Below are 15,248 nucleotides of genomic sequence, written 5' to 3'. Positions count from 1 at the left end.
CCATGACAATAGACCTCAATAGCAAGACCTTATGCCCGCGGCGCTGCTCCGGCGCTTTCTCGAGGACGCTGCTCCCGATGCTGTCAAGGATGCCCTTCGCATGACCCACTGGACGCTCAGCGACGATCCCCACGCCAGCCGCGAGGCCCACAAGTACGACAATCCCGCTCCCAGTCGCCAGTACCTGCTGGCGCGGCTGGAGGAGTACGGCAAGCCGATCACCCACGAGAAGATGAGCCGCCTGCTGGGCCTCGACGACGAGGAGTTGCAGGAGGCGGTGCGTCGCCGTCTGGCGGCCATGGAACGCGACGGCCAGGTGCTGCGCAACCGCGCCGGCGCCTATGCGCTGATCGACAAGCTCGACCTGATCAAGGGCAAGGTGCTCGGCCACCGTGACGGCTTCGGCTTCCTGCTGCGCGACGACGGCAAGAAGCCCGACCTGGTGCTGCCGCCGCGGCAGATGCGTCGGGCCTTCCACGGCGACCATGTGCTGGTGCGCATCAGCGGCCGCGACCGCCGCGGCCGCGACGAGGCGACCATCGCCGAGGTGCTCGCCCGCAATACCCAGACCATCGTCGGCGTCTACCGGGAGAACACCCCGGAATTCGGGGTGCTGATCCCGGAGAACCCGCGCATCACCCAGGAGGTGATCATTCCCCACAGCGCCTGCGGCGGGGCGAAGGACGGCCAGGTGATCTCGGCGCGTATCGTCCAGCAGCCCGAGACCCGGGTGCAGCCGGTGGGGGAGGTGGTCGAGGTGCTCGGCGAGCGCATGGATCCGGGGATGGAGATCGACATCGCCATCCGCAGCTACGAGATTCCCGCCGAGTTTCCGCCGGAGGTCCACGACCAGATCGCCGCGATGTCGCCCGAGGTGGCCGAGGGGGACAAGGCGCACCGCATCGACCTGCGCGACGTGCCGCTGGTGACCATCGACGACGAGACCGCCAAGGACTTCGACGACGCCGTCTGCGCCTGGAAGACCCGGTCCGGCAGCTGGAAGCTCGTCGTGGCCATCGCCGATGTCTCCCACTACGTCCGACCCGGCAGTGCCCTGGACCAGGAGGCGATTCGCCGCGGCAACTCGGTCTACTTTCCGGGGCAGGTGGTGCCGATGTTGCCGGAGCTGCTCTCCAACGGCCTCTGCTCCCTGAACCCGGACGTCGATCGCCTGGCCATGGTCTGCGAGCTGAACATTTCCCAGAGCGGGGCGATCAGCCGTTATCGCTTCTACGAGGCGGTGTTCCGCTCGCACGCGCGACTGACCTACAACAAGGTGGCGGCGATCCTCGACGGCGAGGACGAGGAGGCCGACTCCCTGCGCCAGGAGCATCGCGAGCTGGTGCCGTCGCTGAAGAACCTCCATGCGCTCTACCGGGTCCTGCGCGAGGCCCGCGAGGCCCGCGGCGCCATCGACTTCGAGACCACCGAGACCGCCATCGTCTTCAACGACGAGCGCAAGATCGAGAAGATCGTGCCGCGCAGTCGCAACGACGCCCACAAGATCATCGAGGAGTGCATGCTGGCGGCCAACGTGGCCACCGCGCGTTTCCTCGACAAGCACGACCTGCCGGCCCTCTACCGCATCCATGAGCGCCCCTCGCCTGAGCGCCTCGACAAGCTGCGGCTGTTCCTGGCCGAACTGGGACTCTCGGTGGGCGGCGGCGACGAGCCCACCCCCCAGGACTACCAGACCCTGGCCGAGGCGATCCGCGGCCGCCCCGACGCCGACGTGATCCAGACGGTGATGCTGCGCTCCATGAGCCAGGCGGTCTACTCGCCCCACAACGAGGGGCACTTCGGCCTGGCCTACCCGGCCTACGCCCACTTTACCTCGCCGATCCGCCGCTACCCCGACCTGCTGGTGCATCGCGCCATCCGCTCGGTGATCCGCGGCCCGCGCCAGACCGCCACGGTGCTGCGCGCCGAGGGGGGCAAGGTGGAGCCGCCGAGCAAGTGGTGCCCCTACACCTTCGAGCAGATGCTCGAGCTCGGCGAGCACTGCTCGATGACCGAGCGCCGCGCCGATGACGCCACCCGCGACGTGGAGGACTGGCTCAAGTGCGAGTTCATGTCCGACAAGCTGGGCGAGGTCTATGACGGTACCATCGCCTCGGTGACCCAGTTCGGCATCTTCGTGCGCCTCGAGGAGGTCTATGTGGAAGGGCTGGTGCACGTCACCTCGTTGCCCTCCGACTACTACCACTACGAACCGGAGAAGCACCGCCTCAAGGGCGAGCGCAGCGGCATGAGCTATCGCCTGGGCGATGGCGTCACCGTCCAGGTGGCCCGGGTCGATATGAACGATCGCAAGATCGACTTCGCGCTGGCCGACGACAAGCCGCGTCCGAAGCGTCAGCCGCGCAAGCGTCGCGCTGCCGGTGAGAGCGCCTCCCAGGCGGCACCCGCCGGGGACAAGACCGACGATCAGAAGGGCAAGGGCGGCAGGCGTCGCCGCGGATCGCGCAAGCCTCGAGTGCGCGGCTGATGGCAATGGGGCGCAAGGGGCCGCATCGCGACATGAAGAAAGGAAGCCCGCGCCGTTCCACCGGGGCTCCCGGTGGCCTCGATGCCGTCTTCGGCGTGCACGCGGTACGTGCCCTGCTCGACCGCGGCGAGAGCCCGCGGGAGCTCTGGGTACAGGAGGGGGATGCCGGTCAGCGTCTGGCCGAGCTGGTCGAGGCGGCCCGCCGGGCTGGGGCACGCATCCGGGTACACCCCCGCGATGAGCTCGATCGACTGGCCCAGGGGGCGGCTCACCAGGGAATCGTCGCCTTCGCCGCGCCGCTCACTGCCGAGGGCGAGGCTTCGCTGTGGCTGCGTCTCGAGGCCTGGCCCCACGCCACGCCACCGCTGCTGCTGGTGCTCGACGGCGTCACCGACGTGCACAATTTTGGCGCCTGCCTGCGCAGTGCCGATGCCGCCGGTGCCCATGGTGTCATCGTGCCCCGGGACAAGGCGGCACCGCTCAATGCCACGGTGCGCAAGGTCGCCTGCGGCGCGGCGGAGAGCGTGCCCGTCTATCAGGTCACCAATCTGGCCCGTACCCTGACGAAGCTCAAGGCGCTGGGTGTCTGGATCACCGGTACCGCCGGCGAGGCCGAGGCGAGCCTGTTCGAGGGCGACTTCGCCGGCCCCACGGCGCTGGTGATGGGCGCCGAGGGCAAGGGCATGCGCCGGCTGACTCGCGAGGCCTGCGACACCCTGGTCAAGCTGCCCATGGCCGGCAACGTCTCGAGCCTCAATGTCTCGGTGGCCGCCGGCATCTGCCTGTTCGAGGCGGTGCGCCAGCGCCGGCTTGCATCCCGCGCCACTCCTCACTAGAATGCTTGCGCCCGCTCGTCCGACGAGCGGGCTTCGTGTCTTTCGACAATCACTCCTTGCTTCCCCTGAGCGACCGAGGTCCTCAATGAGGAAGCTGCCAAACCGCAAGGAGATCCCATGCGTCACTACGAGATCGTGTTCATGGTCCACCCGGACCAGAGCGAGCAGGTACCGGCGATGGTCGAGCGCTACACCAGCCTCGTCACCGAGAACGGTGGTACCGTGCATCGCCTCGAGGATTGGGGCCGCCGTCACCTGGCCTACCCGATCAACAAGATCCACAAGGCTCACTACGTGCTGATGAACGTCGAGTGCCGCGGCGAGACCCTCGACGAGATCGAGAACATCTTCCGCTTCAACGACGCCATCATTCGCAGCCTGGTGGTGCGCTGCAAGGAAGCTGTCACCGAGGCTTCGCCGATGATGAAGCCGGCGGAAGAGAAGCGTGTCCGTCGCGACGAGAAGCCGCGCAGCGCCGAAACCGCCTGAGCCCACCCATCGCACGTTTGAAGGAGTCTTTCCATGGCACGCTTTTTCCGTCGCCGCAAGTTCTGCCGTTTCACCGCCGAGGGCGTGAAGCAGATCGATTACAAGGACCTGGATACGCTCAAGGCCTACATCACCGAGACCGGCAAGATCGTTCCCAGCCGTATCACCGGTACCAAGGCCCGTTACCAGCGCCAGCTGTCCACCGCCATCAAGCGGGCTCGCTATCTGGCACTGCTGCCCTACACCGATAGCCACCAGTAAGAACGACTCGTGATGCTGCCGATCGCCCGCTGGATGATGCGAGGCACGCCCCACGCCGCTGGCGGGGCCGCCATTGCTTCACTCATCCCCTGGCTGTTCTGGCTGGGTGCCGCCATCGCCGCGCTGGTCACCCTGCGGCGTGGCCTGTCGCCGGCGTTGCCGGTGATCATCGCCGCGGCGATTCCGGCCGGCTGGTGGTGGACCCAGGGTGATGCCATCCCGCTGGCCAGCATCCTGCTGGTGACCCTGATGGCGGTGGTGCTGCGCGCCCGCATGCGCTGGAGCGAGGCGCTGATCGTGGGTGCCCTGGCCGGAGCGGCGATGATCCAGTTGGGGGTCTTCCTGCCCCCCGGCGGGGCCGGGTTCATGCTGGAACAGTTGCGCCAGGGCTCGGCCGAGATCGACGGCATGCTCCGCGAGCTCGCCGCCCAGGGGGTCGACACCGAACAGCTGGCGTCACTGCTGATCAGCGGGGTCACCGGCCTGGTCGTGTTGCTGGCTGCCGTTGCCTGCCTGGCGCTGGCCCGCGGCTGGCAGGCGGGGCTCTACAACCCCGGCGGCTTTCGCGAGGAGTTCCATGCCCTGCGCCTGGCGCCCCGGGAGCTCGCCGTGCTGGTGGTGCTCGGGGTGGTGGGCATGGTGCTGGGGATCCCGGCGCTGGGCCTGCTGGCCTGGATGCCGTTGCTGGTGACGGGCATCGCACTGGTTCACGGTTTCATCGGATTGAAGGGAATGAACGGGCTGTGGCTGGTCGCCTTCTATGTGCTACTGATCACGACCTGGCCCATGATTCTCATCGTGCTGCTGCTGGCCTTCATCGACACGTTCGCGGACTTTCGCGCACGACTGGCCAGAAGCGACTGACAAGAGGTTAACGAGATGGAAGTCATTCTGCTCGACAAGATTGGCAAGCTGGGTGGTCTGGGTGACAAGGTCACCGTCAAGCCCGGTTATGGCCGCAACTACCTGGTGCCCTACGGCCTGGCCGTGCCGGCCACCAGGGACAACGTGGAGGCCTTCGAGGCCCAGCGTTCCGAGCTCGAGGCCCAGGCCGCCGAGCGCAAGGCCGTCGCCGAGGCGCGCGCCGCCCAGTTGGGCGAGATCGAACTGTCGCTGGTGGCCAAGGCCGGTGACGAGGGCAAGCTGTTCGGCTCCATCGGCCCGCGCGATCTGGCCGAGGCGATCGCGTCTGCCGGCATCGATGTCGCCAAGAGCGAGGTCCGCATGCCGGAAGGCCCGATTCGTCAGACCGGCGAGTACGACATCGATCTGCACCTGCACGCCGAAGTCGACGCCACCGTGCGCGTGGTGGTCGTGGCCGAATAAGTAAGCCGCCGCACCGCCGAGCACCCGAGGGGCGCGAGGGAATCTCCCTCGCGCCCCTCTCTATTGACGGACCCGCGGCCTGGGGGCTCCAGGGTATCCGCCCGGTCGCTTGGACATGGGTAGTTTCTGACGTCTTCGGCCCGGCGTCTGGTCGGGCCGCTGTTACGATCCTTGCCCGCGACCCGCGATGGTGGCGGGTTTTTGCCGTTCCGGGAGTGTGGGGTGGGCCCCGGGCTTCGGGTAGAATGAGCCGGCCCGTTCCCCTGAAGGTTGCCATGCCATGAACGACACCCTCGAGCTCGATCAGGAAACCGCCGCCCTCAAGGTGCCGCCGCACTCGCTGGAGGCCGAGCAGTCGGTGCTCGGTGGCCTGATGCTCGACAACCAGGCCTGGGACAACGTCGCCGACCGCCTGGTGGCGGACGACTTCTACCGCTACGAGCACCGCCTGATCTTCAACGTCATGGCGGGGCTCGCCGAGGGCGGGCGTCCACTGGACGTGGTGACTCTCTCCGAGGCGCTGGAGGGGCGCGACCAGCTCGATACCGTGGGCGGGCTGGCCTACTTGGCCGAGCTGGCCCGCAACACCCCCTCGGCGAGCAACATCCGCGCCTATGCCGATATCGTTCGCGAGCGCGCGACCCTGCGCAAGCTGATCCGCGCCGCTAGCCAGATCGCCGACGGTGCCTTCAGCCCCCAGGGGCGGCCGGCCGACGAGCTGGTCGACGAAGCCGAGCGGCTGGTGTTCCAGATCAGCGAGGAGCGTCCCAAGTCGGGCGGCCCCATCGGCATGAGCGAGCTGCTGGCCAAGGCGGTGGACCGCATCGACGAGTTGTTCAACATGCAGGGTGAGATGACCGGGCTGTCCACCGGTTTCCGCGATCTGGACGAAATGACCTCGGGGCTGCAGCCCTCGGACCTGGTGATCATCGCCGGGCGCCCCTCCATGGGCAAGACCACCTTCGCCATGAACCTGGTGGAGCATGCCGTGATCGCCAGCGAGAAGCCGGTGATCGTCTTCTCCATGGAGATGCCCGCGGACGCCCTGATGCTGCGCATGCTCTCCTCGCTGGGGCGCATCGACCAGACCCGGGTGCGGACCGGTCAGCTCGAGGACGAGGACTGGCCGCGCCTCACCTCGGCGGTCAACCTGCTCAAGGACAAGCAGCTGTTCATCGACGACACCGCGGCACTCTCGCCCAACGAGATGCGCTCGCGGGTCCGGCGGCTGGTCCGCGAGCACGGCAACGTCGGCCTGATCATGATCGACTACCTGCAGCTGATGCAGATTCCGGGGTTCTCCGAGAACCGCACCGGCGAGATCTCGGAGATCTCGCGCTCGATGAAGGGGCTGGCCAAGGAGTTCGGCTGTCCGGTGATCTGTCTTTCCCAGCTCAACCGCTCCCTGGAGCAGCGTCCCAACAAGCGCCCGGTGATGTCGGACCTGCGCGAGTCCGGCGCCATCGAGCAGGATGCCGACGTGATTGCCTTCGTCTATCGCGACGAGGTCTACAATCCGGATAACCCGGACAACCAGGGCCTCGCCGAGCTGATCATCGGCAAGCAGCGTAACGGTCCCATCGGCACGGTGCACATGGCCTTCATCGGCAAGTACACGCGCTTCGAGGATCTGGCGCCGGACAGCTATGGGGACGGCTTCGGCGAGTAGGCGCCCCCTTGAGTCCGGCCTCCGGCCCCGTATAATGCCCACCCCTTGACCACAGCGAAGGAGGCAGCATGGCAGGCGGATTCCGACGCGGCAATCGCCGTCGTACCCCGAAACTCGAGGCCCGCGGCGAGCTCCAGGCCCTGGAGCGCGAAGGCCCCTTCAAGGAGTGGCTGGGCATGCCGGACCTCTACCGGTATCACCTCGTGGTGGACGGCGAGAGCTACAGCTACCAGACCGAGGACGCCGAGCTGCCGGTGCAGGTCGGCGACCGGGTGGTGTTCCGCTACAAGGAGACCAAGGCCGGCAAGTGGGTCGATCGCAACTCCCTGGGCAAGGCCATCGATCCCTCCGATTACCAGTGAACCGGGAACCTGATGCCTAGGCCCGGGTCACATAACGATAATGTCGGGTACACGACACCGTCATCGGGCGCAGCCATGCTGTGCCCAATTTGTATCCGTCATTCGTGATGCGCCGTCCGGGCACGTCGCCCGTGAGTTGGAGGGAACCATGGAATTCAACGACCTCAAGGCCCTCGTGGCCAGCCACGACAACTTCGAGATCCGCGTGATCGGCCACGCCGGTAGTCACGTCTACCAGGTGGAACTGGAGGACGTGGAAGGGGGGCGCCACATGCTGACCCGGTCCGGGAAGCCGGTGCTGTTCCGCACCCTCGAGGATGTCTATCTCGAGCTCAAGCGCGCCGGTATCCACCGTGCCTACCTGGTGCAACAGGTGCCCCACGACGAGGTGATCGGGCGCGAGGCCCACTATCGGGATCCGCTCACCTCGCGCATGCCGCTGGTGTTCTGATTCCGCCCCACGCCTTCCGCCAGCTTTCCCGCTTCCGCGCCTGCCTTAGGCGGGCGCGAAGGCGAGGAGGGCCGGAGGGGGCTTGATCCCGAGCTATACAAATCGCGTCAATAGTACAACTTTATCCCGTTTTCCGCCCATCCCCTGATAGACTGTGCGACAGCCGAGCCGTCACGACCGGGAGGATGCGCACGCATGACATCAGCCAATCTGGAGCAGGGGCCCTTCGGCCTGGGCCGGGCGGGGAGCGAACGCCCGGCCCGGGCCCCGGCCGACCACCCGCCGGTGCCGAAGAAGCGGGTCGGGGTGTTGCTGGCCAACCTGGGCACGCCGGACGCCACCGACTACTGGTCGATGCGCCGCTACCTCGGTGAATTCCTCTCCGACAAGCGGGTGGTCGATTACCCGAGCTGGAAGTGGCAGCCGCTGCTGCAGTTGATCATCCTCTCCCGCCGCCCCTTCAGTTCCGGCAAGGCCTATCGCAGCATCTGGAATACCGAGAAGGACGAGAGCCCGCTGCTGACCATCACCCGCGACCAGACGCGCAAGGTCGCCGAGGGGCTGGCCGCGGCTTATGGTGACCGGGTGGTGGTCGACTTCTGCATGCGCTACGGCAACCCCTCCACCGACAGCGTGCTGCGTCGGATGCAGGCCCAGGGTTGCGAGAGGATCCTGTTCTTTCCGCTCTACCCCCAGTACGCCTCGCCGACCACCGCCACGGCCAACGACCAGGCCTTCCGCACGCTGATGAAGCTCAAGTGGCAGCCGGCGCTGCGCACGGTGCCGGCCTACTTCGAGCACCCGGCGTATCTCGATGCCCTGGCCGCCTCGGTGCGCGAGGCCTATGCAGCGGCCGACACCGCTCCCGAGGTGCTGGTGGCCTCCTACCATGGCGTGCCCAAGCGCTTTCTGGCGGAGGGGGATCCCTACCACTGCCAGTGCCAGAAGACCACGCGGCTGCTCAAGGAGCGTCTGGGGTGGGCGGACGACGCCATCGTCACCGCCTTCCAGTCGAAATTCGGTCCCGAGGAGTGGGTGGGGCCGGCCACCGTGGAGCACGTGGCCGAGCTGGCCCACCAGGGCAGGAAGCACATCGCGGTGATCTCGCCGGCCTTCGCCGCCGACTGTGTGGAGACCCTCGAGGAGATCAACGAGGAGATCAAGGCGAGCTTCCTCGAGGCCGGCGGCGAGCGGTTCACCTACATTCCCTGTCTCAACGACCGCGACGACCATATCGCCGCGCTGCTCGCGGTCATCGAGAACGAACTCGCGGGCTGGTGATGCGCCCCGTCCGGTGGCTCAGCGAGGCAGCGTCGGGCGCTTGCGCTGGCGACGTGTTCTCCAGGGGTGGCGGGCCTTGGCGGGGCGTGCCACCCGGCTCTGGCCCACGTCCTCGTCACGGAACTCCGGCGTGGAGCCGCGGGTGCCGGTGATGAAGCGCAGGTGCATGTGCAGGCCGGTCTTGGCCAGCATATGGCCGGTCACCGGGGCGGAGATGAACAGGAACAGGGTAATCAGCAGCTCCTGCACATGGAACTCGCGCTGGGTGATGGTGAAGTAGAGCATCGAGGCGATCAGCACGCAGCCGATGCCAAGGGTGGTGCCCTTGGTGGGGCCGTGCAGGCGCATGAAGAAGTCCTTGAACTGCAGCATGCCGAGCGAGCCGGTGAAGGCGAAGATGCCGCCGGCAACCAGCAGGAAGGCGATCACGCCTTCGGCGATCACATAGAACAGCATGGCACCTCCTTCACTCGATGATGTCGCCGCGCAGCAGGTAGCGGCAGATGGCCATGGTGCTGACGAAACCGAGCATGGCGATCAGCATCGCCGCCTCGAAGTAGATCTTGGTGTTGAGCCACAGGCCCAGCAGTACGATCAGCGCGATGGAGTTCACGTAGAGGGTGTCCAGCGCCAACAGGCGATCGGGAATGTCCGGGCCGACCGCCAGGCGATAGATATTCATGGCCATGGCCAGCACGATCAGCATCAAACTGACCAGTAGCGCGGTGTCTAGCATTCGAAGATCTCCTTGAGCGGCCGCTCGTAGTGGTCGCGGATCTCGCGGATCAGGGCCTGCTCGTCGTCCATGTCCAGCACATGGATCAGCAGCGAGGAGCCATCCAGGCGCAGGTTGGTGGAGACGGTGCCGGGGGTCATGGTGATGGTGTTGGCCAGCAGGGTGATGGTCAGCCGGTCCTTGAGCTCGAGCGGGTACTCGACGAAACCGGGGTGGGGTTCGCGGCGCGGGGAGAGGATCAGCAGGCTCACCTGGATATTGGCCTTGATGATGTCCCACAGTACCACCAGCACGAATTTCACCAGCTTGAGGGGGCGCTTCACGCGCGGCAGTGGTTCCCAGAAGCCCCGGGTCAGCAGGGGGATTCCCACCGCGAGGAAGGCGCCGAGCAGTAACTGGCCGGGCGCGATGCTGCGCACCATCAGTAGCCAGACCGTCAGCAGCACCAGCGACAGCGTGGGGGTGGGAACCAGGCGGGAGAACAGGCTCATCGGGCTTTCCCCTGCAACTCGCGGAACTGCACCATGTCCCTCACGGCCTCGTCACCGAACAGTTGGGCAATCTTGGCCTTGGGGGCGGCCAGTTGTGCCGCGGTGGCCCTGGTGTAGTCGCTCACCGGGCCACCGAAGCCCACCAGCAATGGGGCGCTGGCCAGCAGCCACATCACGCCGGCGAGCTGGGCCCGGCTGACCCGGCCGGCGGCCACCTCGCCCTTGTAGCTGGCCCAGAAGAACACCGAGCCGGCGCGCGACATGGCGATCAGCGCGCACAGCCCCGCCAGCAGCAGCAGGGGCCACAGCCACAGCCGCGCCGCGCCGTCCACCGCCTGCAGCAGCAGCAGCTTGCCCAGTGCGCCGGCCAGGGGCGGCAGGCCCGCGACCGCCACCGCGGCCACCAGGAAGAGCCCTCCGAGCAGGAAGCGTTGATGCAGGCGGCGGGCCCGTACCAGGCGGGTGCCGGCCTTGCCACGCTGCTGGCCGATCAGGTCGGCGATCAGGTAGAGGGCTCCGCAGATCAGGGTGGTGTGGGGCAGGTAGTAGAGCAGGGCAGTGTTGGCGGCCGGGGTGGCCAGGGCGGTGCCGGCGAGCAGGGTGCCTACCGAGACCAGCACCAGGTAGGCGATCAGTGGGCGCAGGTCGCGGGCGGCCAGGACACCGATGCCCGCCAGCGCGATGGTGGCCAGGCCCGACCACCACAGCCAGGTGGCGATCGGCGCGGCGGCCGGGCTGTCGACGAAGATCAGCGACTGCACCCGCAGGATGGCGTAGAGCCCCACCTTGGTCATGATGGCGAACAGGGCGGCCACCGGGGCCGGGGCCGCCGAGTAGGTCCGCGGCAGCCAGAAGTAGAGCGGCAGCAGCGCCGCCTTGAGGCTGAAGACCACCACCAGCAGCAGGGCGCCGGCGGTCACCAGTGCCACCTCGTCACCGGACATGGCGGCAAGGCGGCGAGCCATGTCGGCCATGTTGAGGGTGCCGGTGGCGCCGTAGAGCACGCCGAGGGCCACCAGGAACAGTGCCGAGCCGGCCAGGTTGAGGATCACATAGTGCAGGCCCGCGCCGACCTGCGCCTTGCCGCCGCCATGCATCAGTAGGGCATAGGAGGCGATCAGCAGGATCTCGAAGAAGACGAAGAGGTTGAACAGGTCGCCAGTGAGAAAGGCGCCGTTGAGGCCCATCAGCTGGAGCTGGAAGAGGCCGTGGAAGTGGCTGCCGCGGACGTCGTCGCCGGCGCAGGCGAACAGCACGCAGCCCAGTGCCAGCACCGAGGTCAGGGCCACCATCAGTGCCGACAGGCGATCGAGCATCAGCACGATGCCGAAGGGGGCCTGCCAGTTGCCCAGGGCATAGAAGGTCAGCTCGCCGCTGCCGGCCCGGGCCAGCAGCCAGGCGCCGATCACCACCAGGGTGGCGGTGAGGGCAACGCTGACCCGTCGGTGGGTGTCGTCGCTGGCCTTGCCGGCCAGCAGCAGCCCCAGGCCACCGAGCAGTGGCAGCAGGATGGGAAGGACGAGCAGGTGCTGACTCATCGGCTGTCTCCCACTTCGCCCTGCTGTCCGTCCACGTGGTCGCTGCCCAGCTCGCTGCGGGCCCGGATGGCCAGGATCACCACGAAGGCGGTCATGGCGAAGCCGATGACGATGGCGGTCAGCACCAGGGCCTGGGGCAGCGGGTCGGACGGCCTCAGTGATTCGCCGATCACCGCTGCGGCATCGGTGTTGAGGCCTCCAGTGGAGAACAGGAAGAGGTTGACGGCGTAGGAGAGCAGTGTCAGGCCGACGATCACCGGGAAGGTACGACCGCGCAGCAGCAGGTAGATCCCGCTCGCGGTCAGGACGCCGACCACCAGGGAGAAGAGGATTTCCATCAGCGTTCCTCCGGGCGTGGGCGGTGCATGGTGGTGACCCGGCCCAGGTTGATCAGGATCATCAGGGTGGCGCCGACCACGGCCAGGTAGACCCCCACGTCGAAGAGCATCGCCGAGGCCAGCTCGACCTCGCCGATCAATGGGACGTCGAAGTGGCCGAAGGCCGAGGTCAGGAACGGGTAGCCGAACAGCCAGCTGGCCATGCCGGTGAGGGTGGCGATGGCCAGCCCCGAGACGGCCACCACTTGGTAGGAGATCGGTAGTCGCTCATGGGTCCAGTCGTGACCGCGGGCCATGTACTGCAGGATCAGCGCCACGGCGGTGACAAGACCGGCAATGAAGCCGCCGCCGGGCTGGTTGTGGCCGCGCAGGAAGATGTAGGCCGACACCAGCAGCGCCAGGGGCAGCAGGATCTGCGCCACCACGGCGAGGATCATCGGGTAGCGGTGCCGCGACCAGCGGATGCCTTCGAGGTTGCCCGCCGGCATGAACAGCTTGAGGCGGTTGAGCAGCTTGAAGGTGGCGAGTCCCGCCAGGGTCAGCACGCTGATCTCGCCCAGGGTGTCGAAGCCACGAAAGTCCACCAGGATGACGTTGACCACGTTGGTGCCGCCGCCGCCGGGCAGGCTCTCGCGCAGGAAGAAATCGGCGATGCTCAGGGTCTCCCGGGTCAGCAGCGCATAGTTGAGCATCGCCACCACCAGCCCCAGGGAGGTGGCCAGCAGCAGGTCGCGCAGGATGCGGCGACCGGAGACCAGCAGCGGTGGGCGCTGGGGCAGGAAGAACAGTGCCAGGATCAGCAGGATCATCGACGCCACTTCCACCGAGAGCTGGGTCAGGGCCAGGTCCGGGGCCGAGAAGCGCACGAAGGTCAGCGACACGGTCAGGCCCACCACCGAGAGCATCAGCAGAGAGACCAGCCGCCAGCGGTGGCTCAGTGCGCTGCCGATGGCACCGAAGACCATCAGCGCGGCCCCCAGCACCAGCATGCCGTCCACTGGCTGCAGCCCACGCGCGCCGGTCAGGGTGTCGAGCCGGCTCAGGCCGATGCCGGCCATGGCCAGGGCGCAGAGGATCAGCAGCGCCTGGTAGCGCTGCAGCGAGCCGTTTTCCAGCCGCAGGGTCAGCCACAGCGAGGCCTTGATCGTGCGTAGCATGGCAGCCTCGAAAACCAGGCCGGCGTTCCGGGTGGGGAAGAGGGCGGCAATGTCGGCGAAGCGCTTGTGCAGGCGCAGCACCAGGATGCCGCCCGCGACCGCGACCACGCTCATCGCCAGCGGCAGGTCGAGGCCGTGCCACAGCGCCAGGGTGAACAGCGGGGTGGTCTCGCCCTGCACCGCCAGGCTGGCGGCGTTGACCAGCGGGGCGGCGAGCGTCATGGGGAAGAGACCGACCAGCAGGCTCATGGCGGCCAGGAACAGGCCCGGCGCCAGCATGCCCTTCGCCGGATCGTGGGCCTGGAGCGGTGGCTGGGCCTTCTGCTCCCGGGTCAGCTTGGGGGCGGCGAAGAACAGGCTCCAGATCAGGCGCAACGAGTAGGCCACCGAGAGGATGGCCCCCATGACCACCAGCAGCGGGATGATGCCGCTCAGCGCCCCCAGCAGGTTGTTGACCAGGCTCTGCTCGAAGAGCATCTCCTTGGAGAGGAAGCCATTGAAGGGGGGGAAGCCCGCCATGGCGGCGCCGGCGAGAAGCGTCAGGGTGCCGGTGAGCGGCATCATCGACCACAGTGCGCCGAGGCGGTCGATGTCGCGGGTGCCGGTCTCGTGGTCGATGATCCCCACGCTCATGAACAGCGCCGCCTTGAAGGTGGCATGGTTGAGGATATGGAACACCGCGGCGACGATCGCCAGCGGGCTGCCCAGGCCCAGCAGCAGGGTGATCAGGCCCAGGTGGCTGATCGTGGAGAAGGCCAGTATTCCCTTGAGGTCGCGCTCGAGCAGGGCGAACCAGGCGGCGTAGAGCAGGGTGGCGAGGCCGACCAGTGACAGTGTGACGGCCCACAGGGCGGTATCGCCCAGGGCGGGATGGAAGCGCGCCAGCAGGAAGACCCCGGCCTTGACCATGGTCGCCGAGTGCAGGAAGGCCGATACCGGGGTGGGGGCGGCCATGGCGTGGGGTAGCCAGAAGTGGAAGGGGAACTGGGCCGACTTGGTGAAGGCACCGAGCAGCACCAGCACCACGATCAGCGGGTAGTGGGCCGAGGCGCGGAGCGTATCGCCGGCGGCCAGCACCTCGGCGAGGGCGAAGCTGCCCACCACCTGGCCGATCAGCAGGGTGCCGGCGAGCAGGGCGAGCCCCCCGGCGCCGGTGACGATGAGCGCCATGCGTGCGCCGCGGCGGGCGTCGCTGCGGTGACCCCAGAAGCCGATCAGCAGGAAGGAGGAGAGGCTGGTCAGCTCCCAGAACAGCCACAGCAGCAGCAGGTTGTCGGCCATGACGATGCCCAGCATGGCGCCCATGAACAGCACCATGTAGGCCAGGAAGCGGCCGTCGTCCTCGTCGGCGCGGAGATAGTAGCCGGTGTAGAAGAGAATCAGGCTGCCGATGCCGAGGATCAGCAGCCCGAAGAGCAGGGTCAGGCCGTCGATGCGCAGCGCCAGGTCAAGGCCCAGCAACGGCATCCAGGCGAGCGACTGACTGACGACGTCACCGCCGACCACCGCCGGGCCGTGCATGAGCATCAGGGTCAGGGCCAGCAGCGGGGCGACCAGGGTGGCGGCGACACAGGACCGGCGCCCATGACGGGAGGCGACTACCGGTACCAGGGGGCCGGCCAGGGTCAGGATGAGGATCCACAGCAATGACATCGGGCTCTTGGTCCACGCTGAGGCGGCGTAGTCTGCATCGTGCCACGCGCTCGGAGTCGTCGCTGTTATCGGTGGCGTCCGATGCGGTTGGTGCCGCCAGGCTCGTCCTTCCAAGGCAGTCGGGGGAACTGCCGTGCGTCGGCGTGCGCGAAAACAGCTGAATAATCATCAT

16 protein-coding genes are annotated in these 15,248 nt (G+C 67.4%); 10 read left to right on the top strand and 6 right to left on the bottom strand.

Annotated elements, in window-relative coordinates:
- Positions 1-100 precede the first annotated feature (100 nt).
- From rnr to hemH, 10 genes are all read left to right on the top strand, one after another.
- Positions 101-2,488, top strand: a complete 2,388-nt coding sequence (gene rnr, locus AC5W54_RS05705; RefSeq protein ID WP_495961108.1) for a ribonuclease R — start codon at positions 101-103, stop codon at positions 2,486-2,488.
- Positions 2,489-2,520: 32 nt separating this feature from the next.
- The gene (gene rlmB, locus AC5W54_RS05700; RefSeq protein ID WP_495961171.1) at positions 2,521-3,324 is read left to right on the top strand and encodes a 23S rRNA (guanosine(2251)-2'-O)-methyltransferase RlmB; all 804 of its coding nucleotides are present in this window, start codon (positions 2,521-2,523) and stop codon (positions 3,322-3,324) included.
- Positions 3,325-3,441: 117 nt separating this feature from the next.
- Entirely contained in the window at positions 3,442-3,813 is a 372-nt protein-coding gene (gene rpsF, locus AC5W54_RS05695; RefSeq protein WP_495961107.1) for a 30S ribosomal protein S6, read from the top strand.
- Between the two features lie 33 nt (positions 3,814-3,846).
- Positions 3,847-4,074 (top strand): 30S ribosomal protein S18, encoded by a 228-nt coding sequence (gene rpsR / locus AC5W54_RS05690; protein ID WP_016853668.1) that lies wholly within the window; start codon positions 3,847-3,849, stop codon positions 4,072-4,074.
- A 12-nt stretch (positions 4,075-4,086) separates the two neighbouring features.
- Positions 4,087-4,938 carry a hypothetical protein gene (locus AC5W54_RS05685; protein WP_495961170.1) on the top strand — a complete coding sequence of 284 codons (852 nt, stop codon included), beginning with the start codon at positions 4,087-4,089 and terminating at the stop codon, positions 4,936-4,938.
- Between the two features lie 15 nt (positions 4,939-4,953).
- The gene (gene rplI, locus AC5W54_RS05680; RefSeq protein WP_495961106.1) at positions 4,954-5,400 is read left to right on the top strand and encodes a 50S ribosomal protein L9; all 447 of its coding nucleotides are present in this window, start codon (positions 4,954-4,956) and stop codon (positions 5,398-5,400) included.
- Positions 5,401-5,680: 280 nt separating this feature from the next.
- Positions 5,681-7,069, top strand: a complete 1,389-nt coding sequence (dnaB, locus tag AC5W54_RS05675; protein ID WP_495961105.1) for a replicative DNA helicase — start codon at positions 5,681-5,683, stop codon at positions 7,067-7,069.
- A 68-nt stretch (positions 7,070-7,137) separates the two neighbouring features.
- Entirely contained in the window at positions 7,138-7,431 is a 294-nt protein-coding gene (locus tag AC5W54_RS05670) for a hypothetical protein (protein ID WP_495961104.1), read from the top strand.
- A 148-nt stretch (positions 7,432-7,579) separates the two neighbouring features.
- Positions 7,580-7,882, top strand: a complete 303-nt coding sequence (locus AC5W54_RS05665) for a DUF6482 family protein (protein WP_495961103.1) — start codon at positions 7,580-7,582, stop codon at positions 7,880-7,882.
- A 195-nt stretch (positions 7,883-8,077) separates the two neighbouring features.
- Positions 8,078-9,163 (top strand): ferrochelatase, encoded by a 1,086-nt coding sequence (gene hemH, locus AC5W54_RS05660; RefSeq protein ID WP_495961102.1) that lies wholly within the window; start codon positions 8,078-8,080, stop codon positions 9,161-9,163.
- A gap of 18 nt (positions 9,164-9,181) precedes the next feature.
- On the opposite strand, the gene AC5W54_RS05655 is transcribed toward hemH, so the two are convergent.
- From AC5W54_RS05655 to AC5W54_RS05630, 6 genes are read right to left on the bottom strand one after another with little or no spacing between them, the layout of a single operon-like run.
- Positions 9,182-9,619, bottom strand: coding sequence for a Na+/H+ antiporter subunit G (locus tag AC5W54_RS05655; protein ID WP_495961101.1), 438 nt, complete (start codon positions 9,617-9,619; stop codon positions 9,182-9,184).
- A gap of 10 nt (positions 9,620-9,629) precedes the next feature.
- Entirely contained in the window at positions 9,630-9,899 is a 270-nt protein-coding gene (locus AC5W54_RS05650; protein WP_495961100.1) for a K+/H+ antiporter subunit F, read from the bottom strand.
- Positions 9,893-10,390, bottom strand: a complete 498-nt coding sequence (locus AC5W54_RS05645) for a Na+/H+ antiporter subunit E (RefSeq protein ID WP_495961099.1) — start codon at positions 10,388-10,390, stop codon at positions 9,893-9,895. The genes AC5W54_RS05650 and AC5W54_RS05645 overlap by 7 nt, the downstream gene beginning before the upstream one ends.
- Positions 10,387-11,928: a monovalent cation/H+ antiporter subunit D gene (locus AC5W54_RS05640; RefSeq protein ID WP_495961098.1), complete on the bottom strand. Its 1,542-nt coding sequence runs from the start codon at positions 11,926-11,928 to the stop codon at positions 10,387-10,389. Before AC5W54_RS05640 ends, AC5W54_RS05645 begins: the two co-directional genes overlap by 4 nt.
- Positions 11,925-12,266 (bottom strand): Na+/H+ antiporter subunit C, encoded by a 342-nt coding sequence (locus tag AC5W54_RS05635; protein WP_495961097.1) that lies wholly within the window; start codon positions 12,264-12,266, stop codon positions 11,925-11,927. The genes AC5W54_RS05640 and AC5W54_RS05635 overlap by 4 nt, the downstream gene beginning before the upstream one ends.
- A complete protein-coding gene (locus AC5W54_RS05630; RefSeq protein WP_495961096.1) occupies positions 12,266-15,076 on the bottom strand; it encodes a monovalent cation/H+ antiporter subunit A in 2,811 nt (936 codons plus the stop codon). Before AC5W54_RS05630 ends, AC5W54_RS05635 begins: the two co-directional genes overlap by 1 nt.
- Between the last annotated feature and the right edge of the window lie 172 nt (positions 15,077-15,248).

This window comes from Halomonas sp. LMYGS-3, assembly GCF_059509875.1.
The sequence above is the reverse complement of the archived record's forward strand: the minus strand, read 5'-3'. Positions and strand labels throughout refer to the sequence as shown.

What these genes read in the sequence shown, in the direction of transcription:
- rnr (WP_495961108.1), top strand. Translation starts at nt 101, where the DNA reads ATGACCCACTGGACGCTCAGCGACGATCCCCACGCCAGCCGCGAGGCC.
- rlmB (WP_495961171.1), top strand. Translation starts at nt 2,521, where the DNA reads ATGAAGAAAGGAAGCCCGCGCCGTTCCACCGGGGCTCCCGGTGGCCTC.
- rpsF (WP_495961107.1), top strand. Translation starts at nt 3,442, where the DNA reads ATGCGTCACTACGAGATCGTGTTCATGGTCCACCCGGACCAGAGCGAG.
- rpsR (WP_016853668.1), top strand. Translation starts at nt 3,847, where the DNA reads ATGGCACGCTTTTTCCGTCGCCGCAAGTTCTGCCGTTTCACCGCCGAG.
- AC5W54_RS05685 (WP_495961170.1), top strand. Translation starts at nt 4,087, where the DNA reads ATGCTGCCGATCGCCCGCTGGATGATGCGAGGCACGCCCCACGCCGCT.
- rplI (WP_495961106.1), top strand. Translation starts at nt 4,954, where the DNA reads ATGGAAGTCATTCTGCTCGACAAGATTGGCAAGCTGGGTGGTCTGGGT.
- dnaB (WP_495961105.1), top strand. Translation starts at nt 5,681, where the DNA reads ATGAACGACACCCTCGAGCTCGATCAGGAAACCGCCGCCCTCAAGGTG.
- AC5W54_RS05670 (WP_495961104.1), top strand. Translation starts at nt 7,138, where the DNA reads ATGGCAGGCGGATTCCGACGCGGCAATCGCCGTCGTACCCCGAAACTC.
- AC5W54_RS05665 (WP_495961103.1), top strand. Translation starts at nt 7,580, where the DNA reads ATGGAATTCAACGACCTCAAGGCCCTCGTGGCCAGCCACGACAACTTC.
- hemH (WP_495961102.1), top strand. Translation starts at nt 8,078, where the DNA reads ATGACATCAGCCAATCTGGAGCAGGGGCCCTTCGGCCTGGGCCGGGCG.
- AC5W54_RS05655 (WP_495961101.1), bottom strand. Translation starts at nt 9,619, where the DNA reads ATGCTGTTCTATGTGATCGCCGAAGGCGTGATCGCCTTCCTGCTGGTT.
- AC5W54_RS05650 (WP_495961100.1), bottom strand. Translation starts at nt 9,899, where the DNA reads ATGCTAGACACCGCGCTACTGGTCAGTTTGATGCTGATCGTGCTGGCC.
- AC5W54_RS05645 (WP_495961099.1), bottom strand. Translation starts at nt 10,390, where the DNA reads ATGAGCCTGTTCTCCCGCCTGGTTCCCACCCCCACGCTGTCGCTGGTG.
- AC5W54_RS05640 (WP_495961098.1), bottom strand. Translation starts at nt 11,928, where the DNA reads ATGAGTCAGCACCTGCTCGTCCTTCCCATCCTGCTGCCACTGCTCGGT.
- AC5W54_RS05635 (WP_495961097.1), bottom strand. Translation starts at nt 12,266, where the DNA reads ATGGAAATCCTCTTCTCCCTGGTGGTCGGCGTCCTGACCGCGAGCGGG.
- AC5W54_RS05630 (WP_495961096.1), bottom strand. Translation starts at nt 15,076, where the DNA reads ATGTCATTGCTGTGGATCCTCATCCTGACCCTGGCCGGCCCCCTGGTA.